This is a genomic window from Frankia sp. CcI156, from assembly GCF_001983015.1.
GTDB classification, from domain to species: Bacteria; Actinomycetota; Actinomycetes; order Frankiales; family Frankiaceae; genus Frankia; species Frankia casuarinae.
In genome coordinates this window covers 1-16,770 of record NZ_MOMD01000061.1, presented here as the reverse complement: position 1 = coordinate 16,770, position 16,770 = coordinate 1, and the positions used below count along the sequence as shown (strand labels likewise).

Genomic DNA, 16,770 nt, shown 5'->3' with positions numbered 1-16,770 from the left:
CCACTTCCGGCCGCTCCCGACACGACCTGGTCGTGCCGGCGTGTCGCCCGCGCGCCACGCCGACAGAGTGTGTGCATCCGCGTACTCGGATCCGGACCAATAGTGGACAACCGGGGAGGTGGATTCTACCGCGATCAGGCCTATTGCCTGACGGTCTACGAGGAACTCACATGTCGGGTGCCCGTCTGCAAGGGGCCAGACGGGCTGCGTAGACTTTGCCGGACCCGGACCGATCCCCTTTCGGGAGAGGGAGTTCACGCCGTGTCGCTTCTGTCCACGATCAGTAGTCCGCAGGACGTCAAGCGCCTCGACCACGAGGAGCTCGCCACCCTGGCGGCCGAGATCCGTGATTTCCTCATTCACGCAGTCGCGCGTACGGGAGGTCACCTCGGGCCGAATCTGGGGGCTGTCGAGCTGACGTTGGCAATACATCGTGTGTTTGATTCGCCATTCGACCGCATCCTTTGGGACACCGGCCATCAGTCCTATGTGCACAAGATTCTGACCGGCCGGGCGGACGATTTCTCCGGGCTGCGCCAGCGGGGTGGCCTTTCCGGCTACCCCAGCCGGRCCGAGTCCGAGCACGACATCATCGAGAATTCGCACGCCTCGACCGCCCTGTCCTACGCCGACGGGCTGTCGCGTGCCTACGCGCTGCGTGGTGAGGACCGGGCCGTCGTCGCCGTCGTCGGTGACGGCGCCCTGACCGGCGGGATGTGCTGGGAGGCGCTGAACAACATCGCCGCCGACGACCGGCCCGTCGTCATCGTCGTCAACGACAACGGCCGCTCCTACGCACCGACGATCGGCGGCCTCGCCGACCACCTCGCCGCGCTGCGGCTGGCGCCCGAGTACGAGCAGGTCCTCGACGTCGTCAAGCAGGTCCTCGGCCGCACCCCGCTGGTCGGCCCCCCGCTGTTCGACGCGCTGCACGGCATCAAGAAGGGCATCAAAGACGTCGTCCAGCCGCAGGGCATGTTCGAGGACCTCGGCCTGAAGTACGTCGGCCCGGTCGACGGCCACGACGTCGTCGCGGTCGAGTCGGCCCTGCGCCGGGCTCGGGATTTCGGCGGGCCCGTCATCGTCCACTGCGTGACCCGCAAGGGCTTCGGCTACCCGCCGGCGGAGCAGGACGACGCCGACAACTTCCACGGCGTCGGCATCATCGACCCGGCGACCGGCAAGYCGGTGTCGACGTCGAAGACCATCAGCTGGACGAGCATCTTCTCGGACGAGATCGTGCAGATCGGTTCCGAGCGGCCCGACGTCGTCACGCTGACCGCCGCGATGCTCCAGCCGGTTGGTCTCGGCGCCTTCGCCAAGGCCTACCCGGACCGGGTGTTCGACGTCGGTATCGCCGAGCAGCACGCCGTCACCTCGGCCGCCGGGCTCGCGATGGGTGGGCTMAAGCCCGTCGTGTGTCTCTACGCCACGTTCCTCAACCGCGCGTTCGACCAGGTCCTGATGGACGTCGCCCTGCACCGCCAGCCCGTGACGTTCGTGCTCGATCGGGCCGGCATCACCGGGGAGGACGGGGCGTCGCACAACGGCATGTGGGACCTGTCGTTCCTGCAGGTCGTCCCGGGGCTCGCGATCGCCGCCCCGCGGGACGCGCCGACCCTGCGGGCGGAGCTGCGTGAGGCCGTGGGTGACACCGACGGCCCGACCGTCGTGCGTTTCCCCAAGGGCAAGGTCGCCGTGGACGTGCCGGCGATTGACACGGTCGGCGGGGTGGACGTGCTCTACCGTTCGCCGAAGGTGGCCCAGCGCCGCGAGGTGCTGCTGGTCTCCATCGGCGCGATGGCCGCCACCTGCCTGGAGGTCGCGGAGCGGGTCGCGAGCCAGGGCATCGGCATCACCGTTGTCGACCCGCGGTGGGTCAAGCCACTGGACCCGGCGCTGATCGATCTTGCCCGCGCCCACGACCTCGTCGTCACCGTCGAGGATAACGGCCGGGTCGGCGGGGTCGGGGCGGCGCTGGCCCAGCTGCTGCGCGACGCCGACGTTGACGTGCCCCTGCGGGACTTCGGCATCGCCCAGCGCTTCCTCGACCACGGCAAGCGGGACGAGGTCATGGCCGAGGTCGGGCTTGCCCCGCAGGACCTCGCCCGCAAGGTCGTCGAGGCCGTCGCGAAGCGCCAGCCGGCGATCGAGGACGACCCGACCTCGCCCGGCGAAGCGGCCCCGGCGGGCGAGCGGGCCGGCGAGGCCATCGGCGACCAGCGCTGACCGCGGCGCGCTGACCCCGGTGCTCTGACTCGGGTGCGCTGATCCCGGTGCTCTGACTCGGGTGCGCTGATCCCGGACGCACCCGGGTGCCGCCCGGTCATCGGGGTCCGACGGGCAAGGACCCGCCACCGTGTCGGGATCCGCCACCGTGTCGGGGCCCGGCGCGGTGGCGGCCCGACCGCCGTCCTAGGCTGACCAGGTGGGTGAGCACACCGTGTCGGCGCGCCAGGGCGCCGCCTCCCGCCGCCGGGCTGGGCACGGCCCACGCTGGTGGGCCGTGCGTGGTGCGCTTCTGGTGGCCCTCGGGCTACTGGTTCTCGCCATGGTCAGCCAGTGGAACGAGATCGAGGAGTCCGTCCGCTCGCTCACCGTGGGCGGCGTGGTGGCCTCGGGTGTGGTCACCGTGCTTGCCGTCGGTACCACCGTGTTGTCCTGGCGGGCGTTGCTGGGGGGGTTGGGCGCCGCGCTTCCCCTGCGGGCCGCTGTGCGGATCTTCTTCGTCGGGCAGATCGGCAAATATATCCCGGGCAGCGTGTGGCCGGTGCTCGCGCAGATGGAGCTCTCCCGCGACCACGGCGTCTCCCGGCCGAAGGCGGCTTCGGCGAGCCTGGTCGTGTTGGCGCTCGCGGTGCCGAGCGGGGGGCTCGCCGCGGCGGTCACCCTGCCGTTCGTCTCCGCGCAGGCGCTCGCCGACTACTGGTGGGCGCTGGCGGTCGTGCCCGTCTTCGTCGTCGTGCTCTGTCCCCCGGTGCTGTCCCGCCTGCTGGCGCTGGCATTCCGGCTGCTGCGCCGCCCACCGCTGACCGAACCGCTGCCCCCGCGGGCCGTCGCCGCCGGAGCCGGCTGGTTGCTGCTCAGCTTCTGCTGCTATGGGGTGGCGACCTGGCTGCTCGTCCGGGATCTGCATCCGGCGGTCGGTGGCGGCCGGCTGTTGCTGCTCTCCCTCGGGGCCTATGCCCTGGCCTGGACCGCCGGATTCCTGGTACTGGTGCTGCCCGCCGGGGCGGGGGTGCGGGAGGCGGTGCTGGTGCTGGCGCTGGCGCCGGCGGTCGCCAGCGGGCCGGCGACCCTGGTCGCGTTGGTGGCGCGGCTTCTCGCCACGATCGCCGACCTGGTCTGGGCGCTCGTCGGTGTCGCCCTACGGCAGCGGGGTGCTCGGCTGTTGTGTACTGATGATGCGATGCAGGAGCGAATGTGAGGAAAGTGGGAGGAGGGTGGGGGGTGCACCATGACCCGCAACGGCCACCCGGGTGGCCCCCGCCCGTCCCGCCGATCTCGTGGGGCGGCCCCGGGTGGCCGGGCGGGCCGCCGGCACCCCGCCGTAGTCGGGCCCGGTGGCTGATCCCGCTCGTCCTCGTGCTCGCCCTCCTGACCGGCGCGGGCGGAACCGGTCTGTTCCTGCTCCTCCGCTCCACCGACGGCCCTGCCAACGCCGTCCGCGCCTACCTGATGGAGGTCAGGGACTCGCGCTACGAGGCCGCTTACGTCCGCCTCTGCCCGTCGGTCCAGGAACGCCGCCCAGCGTCCGAGTTCGCCATCATCATGCGGGCTCTGGACGATGTCCAGGGCGGTATCGCCTCGTTCGCCGTGCGAAGAGTGCAGATCCACCGGTCCGTGGGTTCCCCGACGGTCCGGGAGGTTCAGGTCGACGTCCGGCGCGGCAGCGCCGCGGCGAGCCACGAGACGTACCAGGTGGGAAAGGAATCCGGAAGCTACTGCCTGCTGACGCCCGGCGCCCCGTTCTCCTTGGACCCGTCGCTGCCCCCGGATCTTCAGCAGCCGGGCCCGTTCGATGATTCCCCCGGCGATGGCCGACGCGGCGGTGGCGACGACGAGCCACCGGTCCGCACGGCCTGACCGGCGCCGATGGTCAGGGCGGCCGATTGGATCAGCGCAGGGTGGCGACCCCCGGCGGGGCGAAGCGCTGCCCGGTGACGGCCTCGCTGATGCCGCTACGGTCCAGGTAGGGCGTGATGCCGCCGAGGTGGAACGGCCAGCCGGCGCCGAGGATCATGCACAGGTCGATGTCGGCGGCCTCCGCGACGATCTTCTCGGTCAGCATCAGATGGATCTCCTCGGCGAGCGCCCGCAGCGCCGCCTCGCGTACCTCGTCCCCGGTCAGCGGGGTGGCGGCCGGGGACGGCGTGAAGATGAGCGCGGCGGCGTCCGGGTCGACGGTCTGGACGCCGTCCGGGCCCGTGGTGTAGACGCCGCTCCGGCCCGCCTCGACCAGCCGGGCGAGAGCCGTCGGCCGCCGGAACCGGTCCGGGAACGCCGCGTGCAGTGTCTCCGCGACGTGCAGGGCGACCGGCGGCCCGACGAGGGCGAGCAGGGTCATCGGGGACATCGGCAGCCCCAGCGGATCGAGGGCGTGGTCGGCCTCCTCGAGCGGCGTACCGCCCTCTGTCGCGCCGAGCACCTCCCCGAGGAACCGCGTCAGCAGCCGGTTGACGACGAACGCCGGGGCATCGGCGACCAGGACCGCGTTCTTCTTCAGGTTCTTCGCCACGGCCAGCGTCGTCGCGATGGTGGCGTCGTCGCTGCGGGCAGCGCGGACCACCTCGACCAGGGGGAGGACCGACACCGGATTGAAGAAGTGCAGCCCGGCTACCCGTTCGGGATGATCGAGCCCAGCGGCCATCTCGGTGACCGACAGCGCCGAGGTGTTCGTCAGGAGCACGGCCGTGGGCGCCACGACGGCCTCGAGCTCCGCGAGCACGGTCCGCTTGACGGCCAGGTTCTCGAAGACGGCCTCGATGACGAGGTCCGCGTCCGCGAAGGCGTCCTTGGTCAGGGATCCGGTGACGTTCGCCTTGTAGCGGTTCGCCTGGTCGGGGGTGATGCGGTGGCGCAGCAGGAGGTTGTCGACCTCCTGGTGGACCCCCGCGACCCCGGCGTCGAGCCGGGCCTGGTCGATGTCGGTGAGCACCACCGGCACCTCGAGCCGGTGCGCGAACACGAGGGCGAGCTGGCTTGCCATGAGGCCGGCGCCGACCACCCCGACCTTCGTCACGGGCCGGGCCAGCGCCGGGTCMGGCCCGCCCACCGGCCGCTTCGCCCGCTTCTGCACGAGGTCGAAGGAGTACAGGCTGGCGGCGAGTTCGTCGCTGACGGACAGATCGGCGAGGGCCTCGGTCTCGGMCGCGTACCCGGTGGCGCGGTCGGCGGTCTCGGCGAGCGCGAGGAGGTCCAACGCCCGGTAGGCGGCCGGCGCGGCCCCGTGCAGCTTCGCGTCGGCGAGCGTCCGGCCCCGTGCGATCGCCTCCGCCCAGCCCGCCCCCCGCTCGACCGGCGCGCGGGCGGCCACCGGGTCGACATCGCCGCGCAGCACCTGGCCCACCCAGCGCAGCGCCTCCGCCAGGAAGTCCGCCGGCTCCAGCAGCACGTCCCCGAGACCCAGCTCGAACGCCTGCCGGCCGCGCAGCATGCGGTTCTGGCTGAGCGCGTTGCCGATGACGACGGACACCGCCCGTTCGGCGCCGATGAGGTTGGGCAGCAGCTGGGTGCCGCCCCAGCCCGGGACGAGGCCGAGGAAGACCTCTGGGAAGGCGAGTGCGGGAATGCCGGCGGACAGCGCCCGGTAGTCGCAGTGCAGGGCCAGCTCCAGCCCGCCGCCCAGCGCCACCCCGTTGACGAGGGCGAAGGTCGGGACCTTCCGGTCACCCAGGCGACCCTCACCCACCCGGGCGAAGGCCTCGTGCCCGAGGCGGCCGAGCGCCGCGAGCGAGGGGCGGATCCGCTCCGGGTCGGTGAGCGATGAGCGGAAGGACAGGTCCGCACCCACGCTGAAGATGAACGGCTTGCCGGTGACGGCGATCGCGGCGACCGGCGGGTCGTGCGCCTCGATCTCGTCGACGGCGGCGAGCAGGGACCGCAGGCCGGCCGGGCCGAAGGTGTTCGGCCGGGTGTGGTCATGACCGTTGTCGAGGGTGATCAGGGCGACRGGCCCGGCCACCTCGGGCAGCCGCGCGTAGYGGACGTGGGCGGCCGTGACGACCTCGCCCGGGAAGGACAGGGTCACCTCGTCGATGGTCATGGATCTCCCCTCGGTTCCGCCGCGGGCCCGGTCGTGTCGGACGGGTCGTCCCGGGTCGGTCGTCGTGCCTGCTCGGTCGTCGTACCTGCTCAGTTGGCCGCGGCGTGGTGCGGATTCGCCCAGATCGTGGTGGCGCCCATGCCGAGACCCACGCACATCGCCGTCATGCCATAGCGCACCTCGGGATGCTCGGCGAACTGCCGGGYGAGCTGGGTCATCAGGCGCACCCCGCTGGACGCCAGTGGGTGACCGAACGCGATGGCCCCGCCGTACGGGTTGACCCGGGGATCGTCCTCGGCGATGCCGAAGTGGTCGAGGAAGGCCAGGACCTGCACGGCGAAGGCCTCGTTCAGCTCGAACAGGCCGATGTCGTCGATGGTCAGGCCGGTGCGGGCCAGCGCCTTCTCCGTCGACGGGATCGGCCCGACGCCCATCACCTCGGGGGGGACTCCGGCGAACGCGAAACCCACCAGGCTCATCTTCGCCGGCAGGCTTAGCTCGGCCGCCACCTCGGCGGCGGCGAGCAGGCAGCCGGTGGCGCCGTCGTTGAGCCCGGCGGAGTTGCCCGCGGTCACCCGCCCGTGCGGCCGGAACGGCGTGCGCAGCCCGGCGAGCCCCGCCTGCGTGGTGTCCGGTCGCGGCGGCTCGTCGACGGTGACGAACTCCCAGCCCGTCTCGACGTGCCGGGCGGCCACCGGGACGAGGTCGGGCTGGATCTGACCGTTCGCGTACGCCTTGGCGACCTTCTCCTGGGAGGCCAGAGCGAAGGCGTCCGCCCGCGATTTGGTGATCTTGGGGTACCGGTCGTGCAGGTTCTCGGCGGTCGAGCCCATCACCAGCGCGGAGGTGTCCACGAGCCGTTCGGCGACGAACCGGGGGTTGAGGTCGGCGCCTTCGCCCATCGGGTGGCGGCCCATGTGTTCCACCCCGCCGGCCACGGCCACGTCGTAGGCGCCGACGGCGATCGACGAGGCCGTCGTGGTCACCGCCGTGACGGCGCCTGCGCACATCCGGTCGATCGCGAAGCCCGGCACCGTTTCCGGCAACCCGGACAGGATGGCGGCGACCCGGCCGATGGTCAGGCCTTGATCGCCGATCTGGGTGGTGGCCGCGATCGCCACCTCGTCGATCCGCTCGGGGGGGAGGGAAGGATTGCGTCGCAGCAGCTCCCGGATCACCCGCACGATCAGATCGTCGGCACGGGTCTCGGCGTAGACGCCCTTGGCCTTCCCGAACGGGGTTCGGACCCCGTCGACGAACACGACGTCGCGTACGAAGTTTCTGGATGATCCGAACACGGGACCTCCCGACCCGCGGCCGCCACCGACCGCCGGTTCGTCGCCGTCGAACGTCGGCCGTTGTCCGAAACCCGGTTCCAGGGCCTGGACAGCCARCCGGCACCGGCGCGGATACCGCCGGCACGGCTAGCCTACGGCAGCGGTTACCAGCCGGTAGACATCCCGGAGCCATGGATGCCGGATGCCCGGGGAGGCCGATGCCGTGATGCGCCGGTCCGTCCCTGGCCCACGACCCGCGGATCCGGTCGTCAGCCCGCCGGCTCGGCTGCCGGTTCGGCCGGTTCGGCCGGTTCCGTCGGTTCGGCCGGCGGCTCGGCGAGGACGGTGAGCAGGGGAGCGGCCGTCAGCTTGATCTGCCAGGGGCGTGCCCCGCCGGTCCGCAGCGCCCCGGCGACGGCCGTGTCCGTCAGGGGATTCGGCGGGGACCAGGCGAGCCGCCGGGACAACGCGGGCTCGAGGAGGTTTTCCACCGGCATCGTGTGGGCGGCGGCGAGGGCGGCCAGCGCGGCCCGCACCCGGGCCAGCCGCGACGCGGCCACCGGGTCGCGCTCGGCCCAGCGGTTGGGCGGCGGCAGACCGTCGCCGCCCGGTCCGGCCGGGGCGGGCAGCTCCTCCTCGGGCAGTGCGGCGGCGCCACGCAGGGCGTCGAGCCAGACGTTCGCGGTGCGGCGGATCCGTGGTCCGGAGAAGATGGGCAGCCGGACCAGCGCGGCCGCGTCGGTGGGGGCGTTCAGCACGGCGTCCATGATCGCGCTGTCCGGGAGGACGCGACCCGGCGCGACGTCACGGGTACGAGCTAGCCGGTCCCGGGCGGTCCACATCGCCCGGACCGCCGCCAGCTGGCGGCGGGACCGGGCTCGGTGGATCCCGCTCGTCCGGCGCCACGGCTCGGCCCGTGGCTCGCGTGGCGGGGCCGCGACGATCGCGGCGAACTCCTGCCGGGCAAACTCGATCTTGTTCTGTTCGATCAGCTCCGCCTCGAGCGCGTCGCGCAACTCCACCAGCAGCTCGACGTCGAGTGCCGCGTAGCGCAGCCACGGCTCGGGAAGCGGGCGGGTCGACCAGTCCGCGGCCGAATGGCCCTTCTCCAGCCCGTAGCCCAGCACCCGTTCGACCATTATCCCCAGCCCGACCCGTTCGTAGCCCAGCAACCGGCCGGCGAGCTCCGTGTCGAACAGCAGACTCGGCCGCAGACCGAGCTCGGACAGGCACGGAAGGTCCTGGCTGGCGGCGTGCAGCACCCATTCGACCCCGCCCACCGCGTCCTGGATGACGCWCAGATCCTCGAGCGCGATCGGATCGAGGAGCAGCGAGCCCGTGCCCCGCCGTCGGATCTGGACGAGGTAGGCCCGCTGGCTGTACCGGTAACCGGACGCACGTTCGGCGTCGAACGCGACCGGCCCGATGCCGGCCGCGAGGCGTTCCGCCGCCGCGGCGAGTTCCGCGGTGTCAACGATGACGGGGGGTACCCCGTCCGCAGGGATGAGCAGCGGGATGGGCTCATGAGCACCGGTGCTGGGCTGTACCTCCACCTCTGCGCTGACACCCCCGCTGACCTGCTGTGTTGATTCAGGAACCGTCGACGTCACGATCGGTGATCGTACGTCTGAATCCTGACGGAGGTAGCCGTGTCCTACAGCGAATCGCGTTATTTATACGCTTTGTAACGACGTGGTAATGGGAGGTGTGYGCGGTGGAAGGTCGGCCGCGGCGCGCGGTGGGTGGTGCGGTGCTGTCCGTCCGGCGGGCCGGTGTGACGCGGTCAACTCCGGCGAGTTGGTAGCGTGATGACTCCGGACAGTTGTGGGGGAAGCCCGGCCATGGCCGCGAGCAGGTCCCCGAACGCGAGCAGGTGGGCGACCGTCGCCGAGGCGCTCCAAGGCAGCCGGCCCTGCGTGTCCGGCCCCGCGGGGCCGCGGTCGGATGCGAGGGCGGTCTCCGCCCAGTCGGGTGACCAGGAGCAGCGCAGCTCCACGTCGAAACTGTCCCCGTCGGCCGCGAGCACACCGAAGCGTTGTGACGCGGTGGCCGTGACCGTGCCGCCCAGGGCGCGCACGCCCGCGCCGTGCGCCTCCAATGATTCCCGCAGCCACGACCAGGCGACCTCGGCGAGCAGGGGATCGCCGGCGATCTCCCGGTCGATGCTCGCGCGGGCGTAGCAGACGATGCGGGCCGTGCCCTGCCAGGCCGGCTGTCCCTGGGGATCCATGAGCAGGATGAGCCGGCCGGCCGCGGTGTCGGCCTCGTCCCCRGTCAGCCCGCCGGCCAGAGCGAAGGAGAACGGCGCGACCCGGGTGGGTGCCGCCACCTCGTGCACCGCCACCTCCGGGCGTAGCCGCGCGATCCCCGCGCGCAGGGCGTCGGTGACCGCGAGGAAGATCGGAGGGCTCGCCTCGGATGACTGCGCGACCCCCATGACGGCAACGGTAGGACGTCGGTCGTGATCATGCTGGCCAGACGCCGGAGCGTACGGGTTCGGTCCCGTTGCGTGCGGGCGGGAACCGGTGAGCCGGTGTCCGGAGTACCCCGGCTGAGGGGCGGAACTGTGCAGGCTCACGCCGGGATCCGCGCGGCGGCACGATCGCGGCCGCGGAGATCTCGGACTGCGGGGGTCTCGCGCACGGGCCTCGGCCGGGTCGTCGGCCGCTCCGCGGGGGCCGGCCCGACCAGCACCGCGGTGCCACAGGAGGTGCAGGCCCACTCCGGGCAGTCGTCACCGTGCCCGTCGGAGYACGGAGGTTGCTCGAAGATGCGCTCGTCGCGGCATGCGATGCAGACGAGAACGATGTGATCCTCGGCGCTCATCCGGACCTGTTCCACTCGACCACCACTCCCCGCGCACGTCTGCCCGTGATGCGTCCCGTTGGATCGTGGTGGGCGCATAACCACGGATCGCGCGCCATTCGCCACGGCCGGAGGGAGAGGAACGCGGGATGACGCGCACCCTCTACCCCAATTCCGACCGGACTGACGGTGCCACGGGACGAGCGGATGTCCGTGCATTCTCTCCGGCGTGTCGCGTGAGCCCGTCTCGGGGCGGTGCGGGGCGGATCGCCCGGTCTGTGGGCCGGTGGGGTCGGGCCGGCCCCAGGCTCAGCCCGCCTGGCCGGCCGGCTTCGAGGTGGGGCGTGCCGGCTCCGCGTTGCCCAGCCGGACGGCGTCGCCGCGCAGCCAGTGCCGCTCGACGAAGAACGGGGCGACAGGCAGCACCGCGGCGATCAGCGCGAGTACGGTCCGCTTACGGCGCCAGCGCCCGACCATCGAGAGGTAGCCGATGAGGGCGCAATAGGTGAGGAAGAGCACGCCGTGGATCGGGCCGAGGATCCGCACGCCGATCGGGTAGCCGGCACCGTATTTGATCGCGGTCGCGACGAGCAGCAGAAGGAAGGACGACGCCTCGGCGAGCGAGACGACGCGGGCCAGGGCAAGGGGCTGGAAGGCGCCGCTCGGGGCACGACCGGTCATCGGTGACTCCTCGTCGTAGCAGATGGCGTCGTAGCAGACGGTGTAGTAGCAGACGGCGTAGCAGATGACACTGAGGTGTTCCACTGTTCGGGCGCCTTGGCGCTCCGGGACCCGGGACGCGCCGTGGCCGTGCCACGGCGACCGCGGGATTCGTCACGTCCGCTCGATCGTTCGTCCCCGTCCGCCGAGCGCGGCCTCGACGGGCGGGAGCGCCCGACRCCGGCTGAACCTGGAAGTTCTTCTACTCAGAGTAGAAGATAGCGGATGTGCAACGTTCCGGTTCGTACTCCCCGGTCCTCGCCGCTGGGAGCCGTCAGGCCCGTGTGGTGGCCCATCCCGCTACGGCCGTCCTCCCACACCTCCCACAGGCGTGCAACGATCGACCCATGCCTGTCCTCCACGTTGACGCGCGACCCGGATCCGGGCCGGKTGGCGTCTCGCCCCCGCCGAGCGGTGCAGCGCTCGCCCGGCGGCCCGGCCTGGCCGACACCGCGCCCTTCCTGCGTGCCTGTCGACGGGAGCACCCCGGGACCACGCCGGTGTRGTTCATGCGTCAGGCCGGGCGGGTCCTGCCCGAGTACCGGGCCCTGCGCGCGGGAGTCGCCATGCTCGACTCCTGCCGGGACGCCGAGATGATCACGGAGATCACGCTCCAGCCGGTACGCCGGTTCCGGCCGGACGCGGCGATCTTCTTCTCCGACATCGTGGTGCCCCTGGTCGCGATCGGCCTCGACATCGACATCGTCGCCGGGATCGGACCGGTGGTGGCCGAGCCCGTGYGGGACGCCGTCGGGCTCGCCGCGTTGCGTGCACTGGAGCCGGACGACGTTCCCTACGTGGYCGACGCGGTCCRGTTCCTGCTGGCCGAKCTGGGTTCAACCCCGCTGATCGGGTTCGCCGGGGCGCCGTTCACCCTCGCGAGCTACCTCATCGAGGGCGGACCGAGTCGCGACCACGCCCGCACCAAGGCGTTGATGTACAGCGAACCGAAGCTCTGGCACGCCCTGCTGGCCCGGCTCGCCGACATCACCACCGCCTTCCTGCGCGTCCAGGTGGATGCCGGTGTTGACGCGCTGCAGCTGTTCGACTCCTGGGCCGGGGCGCTGGACGAGGCGGACTACCGTCGCTACGTCGCGCCGCACAGCGCTCGGGTGCTGGCGGCCTTCGCCGGTGAGGTGCCGCGCATCCACTTCGGTGTGAACACCGGTGAGCTGCTCGCCGCGATGGGCCAGGCGGGTGCGGACGTCGTCGGCGTCGACTGGCGGGTCCCTCTCGACGAGGCCGCCCGGCGGATCGGGCCCGGTCATGCCGTGCAGGGAAACCTCGACCCGACCGCGGTCTTCGCCCCCGAACCGGTGCTCGCCGCCAAGGTGCGCGACGTCTGCGCCCGCGGGGCCGAGGCAGAGGGGCACGTGTTCAACCTCGGCCACGGGGTGCTGCCGCAGACCGATCCGGGCGTGCTCGCGCACGTCGCCGACCTTGTCCACGGCGGATGATCCACGGCGGATGATCCGCCTTCATCGGGCCGGTTCACTGGCACCGGCCCGATGGTGAAAGCTGGCGGGCGGCACCACTCAACGTGAAGGGCGGCAGGAACGTGCGGGTTGTGATCGTCGGTGGGGGTATCGCCGGGCTCTCGGCCGCCCGCGCCTTGGCCGGGCACGCCGAAGTGACCGTCCTCGATGCGGCGGACCGGGTCGGTGGCAAGCTGCGTACCACCCCGATCGAGGGTCTGGACGTCGAAGAGGGCGYGGAGTCCTTCCTCGCCCGGGTTCCCGACGGACTCCGCCTGGCCCGGCAGATCGGGCTCGGGCACGAGATCGTGCATCCGGCCACGACGTCAGCCTCACTGTGGATCCGCGGCCGGCTGCATCCCATCCCCCCGAACACCCTGCTCGGAGTGCCGACCGACGTCCTCGGCCTGCTCCGCTCGCGGGTGCTGTCCCCGTGGGGGCTGGTGCGGGCCGCCGCCGACCTGGTGCTGCCGCGGACGCGTTTCGCCGACGATCCGACCGTCGGTCGCTACGTCGGCACGCGGGTCGGGCGCGAAGTCGTCGACCTGCTGGTGGATCCGCTGCTCGGGGGGGTGTATGCGGGCCGGGCCGACGCGCTGTCGCTGCGGGCGACCGTGCCCCAGCTCGTCCCCATCTTCGCCGAGGACCGCTCGCTGCTCCTCGGCGCGCACCGGGTGCGGGCCCGTACCGGACCCGCGACGACGACCTCGACGGCGCCGCTGTTCGCCACGCTTCGGGGGGGGCTGGGCTCCTTCGCGGCGCGAGTGGCGGCGCAGTCCGGCGCCACCGTGCGCACCGGGGTGCTCGTCCGCTCGATCGCGAAGACCGCGGGCGGCTGGCAGGTCAACTGTGACCGGGTGGGCGGCGCGGACGCCCTCGGGCCGTTCCAGGCCGACGCCGTGATCCTCGCGGTGCCTGCCGGGGTGGCCCGCGCCCTGCTGGCGCCGCTGGCCCCGCATGCCTCCGCCCCGCTTGCCGGCGTGCCCTACGCCTCGGTCGGCCTGGTGACGCTGGTCTACCGGGACGCCGCGCCGCCACCCGGCAGCGGATTCCTCGTGCCCGCCCGGGCGGGCACCGCGGTGAAGGCGGCCACCTTCCTGTCCGCCAAGTGGCCGCACCTGGGCTCCGACCGGCTCACGGTGGTGCGGGCGAGCATCGGCCGCGCCGGTGCCGAACAGGACCTGCAGCGCGGGGATGTGGAGCTCGCCGGGGTGGCGGYGGCGGAGATCGCGCAGATCACCGGCCTGTCCGGTCGGCCGGTAGCGACCCGGGTGAGTCGCTGGGGCGGGGCGCTCCCGCAGTACCTGCCGGGTCATCTCAACCGGATCGCCGCGGTGCGCCGGGGGCTTCCAGCGGGGATCGCCCTCGCCGGCGCGGGATACGACGGTGTAGGCATCCCGGCCTGCATCCGGTCGGGGGAGACCGCCGCGCACGCGGTGCTGAGGGCTACCCGGACGGCGCAGGGCAGTCCGGCCGATCCGGTGGGCCCGGGAATCTGATCACGTGCACCGGCCCGGACCGCGTCCGGYCGCCGGTGAAGGAGGCTGGGAATGTCGGAGTCTACGAAATCGGCCCGCGAACTCAACGCGGAGCTGCTCTACACGGGATGGTCGGTCTTCGCGGCCGACCGTCCGCTACCCGCCGAGCGGACCCCGCTGATCGACGAGGCGACCGCCCTGCTCGACGGGGCGCTGGCCAAGGACGTCTACACCCGCGGTGTCTACGAGATCTCGGGCTACCGGGCCGATGCGGACCTGATGGTCTGGTGGACGAGCCCGGACCCGGACCTGCTGCAGGAGACCTACCAGCGGTTCCGGCGGACGGCCCTGGGCGGGCACCTGCGTCCGGTGTGGTCGGCGGTCGGCCTGCACCGGCCGGCGGAGTTCAACCAGAACCACATCCCCGCCTTCGTCCGGCGGGAGGACCCCCGCGGTTATCTCTGCGTCTACCCGTTCAACCGCTCGCTGGAGTGGTACCTGCTGCCGGACTATGAACGGCGCGGGATGCTAGCCGAGCACGGGATCATGGGCCGGGAGTACGAGGACGTCCGGGCCAACACGGTGGCTTCGTTCGGACTGGGCGACTACGAGTGGCTGCTCGYCTTCGAGGCGGATGAGCTGCACCGGATCGTCGACTGCATCCGGCACCTTCGGGCCAGCGCGGCGCGACGGCACACCAGGCTGGAGACGCCGTTCTACACCGGTGCCCGCAAGCCGCTGGCGGACGTCGTCACCGCCCTGCCCTGAGGCGGCTGGCTGCCGGGTAGACCGGCGGAGGACCGGGACGGCAGCCGGCGCCTGCCTGGGCGCCCCCACCCGTCCGGCAGGCGCCGACCGTCCCGTGACTGTGCTCACCGGCCTCACCCGGGCGGCATCACTCCAGGTGACATCAATCCCGGGGACATCACCCCGGCGATATCACGTCGGCGACGTCGCACGGGGCGCGCCGGATCGCACAGCCCCACCCCCCGGCGCCCGCGGGGGCGGGCAGCCGACGGATCCCGAGTCGAGACCCGCGATCCATAACGCAGAGTAGCATTATCACCGCTGTTTGTGTGCGCAGTGTATGCGTCAGGCGTCCGTGGGTCGATGGTGTCCGTCATGTCCGCATCGGTGGGCGGACTTGGAAGGTTCGTCGACTCGGAAGGTTCGTCATGGCGGTCGCTGCCCGACGACCGCATCTCTGTTACTGTGAGTCGCCATAAACGCACGGATCACGCCATCGCCACGGTCGGCGGTCGGGGCGCCACGCCGCCATCGCCTGGCCGGGCCGCTGGTAAATCGTCTTGGCGCAGCCGGTAACGTTGCCCCCGTGACCACGGAGCGCCACCCGTGTCGGCGTCCGGTACTCCAGTTCGCTCCGGTGTGTGCCGACACACTCCAGCGGGACCTGGATGATGCGTGCGTTCGGCTCGTCGTTCGGGATGGCCCACAGTCAGTGGCGGGGGGAAGATCGCTGGAGGTCCGGTCGATGTACCACCGAGGGATGAATTCGTGGCTGTCTGAGCGAGGGGTGCCGCGGGCCGCCGAACGGGGAGGACGATGACACCTCCGGGCCCGCTCGGATCCTCGTTCGGGCTCGGGCACGTGCCGGCGCCACTGGGCCAGTCCATTCGGCCGGGTCCGGTCGGTGTCGTCAACGCGCACCGTCGCGGTGCTGGGGGGGACCACGAGTGACGGAGACGGTGTCCGGCGGCACGCGCGCGACCGCTGGGTCGAACTTCGTTCCGCGCACCCGCGGCGGGCAGGGGATGCCGTTCCCGCCGGACGCGCCGGCGGGAACGGCCGGCCGGCCCGCCGGCGCACCGCCGAGCCGCACGGCCACCGGGCCCGGCGGGCGGCACAGCGCGGGGAGGGTGAGCCCGGCCGCCGTCGAGACGGGCGGCTACCGCGCTCAGGTGACCTGGGAACGGCGTTACGTCCGGCTGCTTGTCCTGTTCGACGCGGCCGCCTGCGTGGTGGCAGCGGGGCTCGCGTATTTCGTGCGATTCGGCGACCTGGTCGACTTCGGCACCCAGCCGGTGTCCTCCAAGCCGTACATCCTCATGACGGTTCTGCTGCCGCTCGCCTGGGTGCTGGCGATGTCCCTGAACCGGGCCTACGAGAGCCGGTTCCTCGGTGGCGGGTCGGAGGAGTTCCGGCGGGTGGTCAACACGGCGGCCCGGTTCACCGCGGCGGTGGCCATCGCCTCGTACGCGACGAAGGCGGAGATCGCCCGTAGTTACGTGCTGATCGCCTTCCCGGCCGCGACCCTGWTCTCCATGGTGGGTCGGGTCGTCGGCCGCGGCCTCCTACACCGGATGCGCCGGGCGGGCCGCTGCCTGCACCGGGTGCTCGTGGTCGGGGCCGGGGAGTCGGCTGCCACCCTGGTCCGGCTGGCCCAGCGGGATCCGACGTCGGGTTGGGCGGTCGTCGGTGTCGTGCTCGACCGCTCGCCCGGCCGGCACAGTCACGACTCCCCGGAACGCAGTGGGTTCGACCTGCTCGGGGTGCCGATCGTCGGCACCTCGGAAACCCTGCACACGGCCATCCGGGCGACGTACGCCACCACGGTTGCCATCAGTCCGCAGATGGACGGCGAGACGTTGCGCCGGGTGCTGTGGACGCTGGAGGGCAGCGACGTCGACGTGCTGGTCTCCTCGGCGCTGACCGACGTGACCGGGCCGCGGATCTCGATTCGTCCGGTGGCCGGGCTGCCGCTGCTGCACATCGAGGAGCCGGAGCTCACC

The 16,770-nt window shown here is 72.2% G+C and carries 13 protein-coding genes; 7 read left to right on the top strand and 6 right to left on the bottom strand.

From position 1 onward, the window contains the following. Positions 1–261 precede the first annotated feature (261 nt). From dxs to CcI156_RS19500, 3 genes are all read left to right on the top strand, one after another. Positions 262–2,229, top strand: coding sequence for a 1-deoxy-D-xylulose-5-phosphate synthase (dxs, locus tag CcI156_RS19510; protein ID WP_076807408.1), 1,968 nt, complete (start codon positions 262–264; stop codon positions 2,227–2,229). 199 nt (positions 2,230–2,428) lie between these two features. Next, positions 2,429–3,427: a lysylphosphatidylglycerol synthase domain-containing protein gene (locus CcI156_RS19505; RefSeq protein WP_023841682.1), complete on the top strand. Its 999-nt coding sequence runs from the start codon at positions 2,429–2,431 to the stop codon at positions 3,425–3,427. Between the two features lie 23 nt (positions 3,428–3,450). After that, complete coding sequence (locus CcI156_RS19500) at positions 3,451–4,086, top strand: hypothetical protein (RefSeq protein WP_023841681.1); 636 nt, start codon at positions 3,451–3,453, stop codon at positions 4,084–4,086. A gap of 31 nt (positions 4,087–4,117) precedes the next feature. Here the strand turns inward: CcI156_RS19500 and CcI156_RS19495 are convergent, their stop codons facing one another. The 6 genes from CcI156_RS19495 to CcI156_RS19470 all read right to left on the bottom strand — a co-directional run bounded on the left by CcI156_RS19495 (position 4,118) and on the right by CcI156_RS19470 (position 11,112). Next, positions 4,118–6,265, bottom strand: coding sequence for a 3-hydroxyacyl-CoA dehydrogenase NAD-binding domain-containing protein (locus CcI156_RS19495; protein WP_076807406.1), 2,148 nt, complete (start codon positions 6,263–6,265; stop codon positions 4,118–4,120). 89 nt (positions 6,266–6,354) lie between these two features. Next, on the bottom strand, positions 6,355–7,563 hold the full coding sequence (locus CcI156_RS19490) for an acetyl-CoA C-acyltransferase (RefSeq protein ID WP_076807404.1): 1,209 nt from the start codon (positions 7,561–7,563) through the stop codon (positions 6,355–6,357). A gap of 248 nt (positions 7,564–7,811) precedes the next feature. Next, complete coding sequence (locus CcI156_RS19485; RefSeq protein WP_076807401.1) at positions 7,812–9,152, bottom strand: HRDC domain-containing protein; 1,341 nt, start codon at positions 9,150–9,152, stop codon at positions 7,812–7,814. Between the two features lie 173 nt (positions 9,153–9,325). Continuing rightward, positions 9,326–9,979, bottom strand: coding sequence for a DUF3000 domain-containing protein (locus CcI156_RS19480; protein WP_011435775.1), 654 nt, complete (start codon positions 9,977–9,979; stop codon positions 9,326–9,328). A gap of 137 nt (positions 9,980–10,116) precedes the next feature. Continuing rightward, positions 10,117–10,368, bottom strand: coding sequence for a hypothetical protein (locus tag CcI156_RS19475; RefSeq protein ID WP_139341552.1), 252 nt, complete (start codon positions 10,366–10,368; stop codon positions 10,117–10,119). Positions 10,369–10,656: 288 nt separating this feature from the next. After that, a complete protein-coding gene (locus CcI156_RS19470; RefSeq protein WP_023841678.1) occupies positions 10,657–11,112 on the bottom strand; it encodes a DUF3817 domain-containing protein in 456 nt (151 codons plus the stop codon). Positions 11,113–11,414: 302 nt separating this feature from the next. Here CcI156_RS19470 and hemE point away from each other — a divergent pair, with 302 nt between their 5' ends. The 4 genes from hemE to CcI156_RS19450 all read left to right on the top strand — a co-directional run. Further along, a complete protein-coding gene (gene hemE / locus CcI156_RS19465; RefSeq protein WP_076807396.1) occupies positions 11,415–12,524 on the top strand; it encodes a uroporphyrinogen decarboxylase in 1,110 nt (369 codons plus the stop codon). Between the two features lie 101 nt (positions 12,525–12,625). Then, positions 12,626–14,041: a protoporphyrinogen oxidase gene (gene hemG / locus CcI156_RS19460; RefSeq protein WP_076807431.1), complete on the top strand. Its 1,416-nt coding sequence runs from the start codon at positions 12,626–12,628 to the stop codon at positions 14,039–14,041. Between the two features lie 51 nt (positions 14,042–14,092). After that, a complete protein-coding gene (gene hemQ / locus CcI156_RS19455) occupies positions 14,093–14,788 on the top strand; it encodes a hydrogen peroxide-dependent heme synthase (RefSeq protein WP_076807394.1) in 696 nt (231 codons plus the stop codon). Between the two features lie 926 nt (positions 14,789–15,714). Next, positions 15,715–16,770: nucleoside-diphosphate sugar epimerase/dehydratase (locus CcI156_RS19450; protein WP_371681824.1), on the top strand; the 1,056-nt coding region annotated here is incomplete at its 3' end.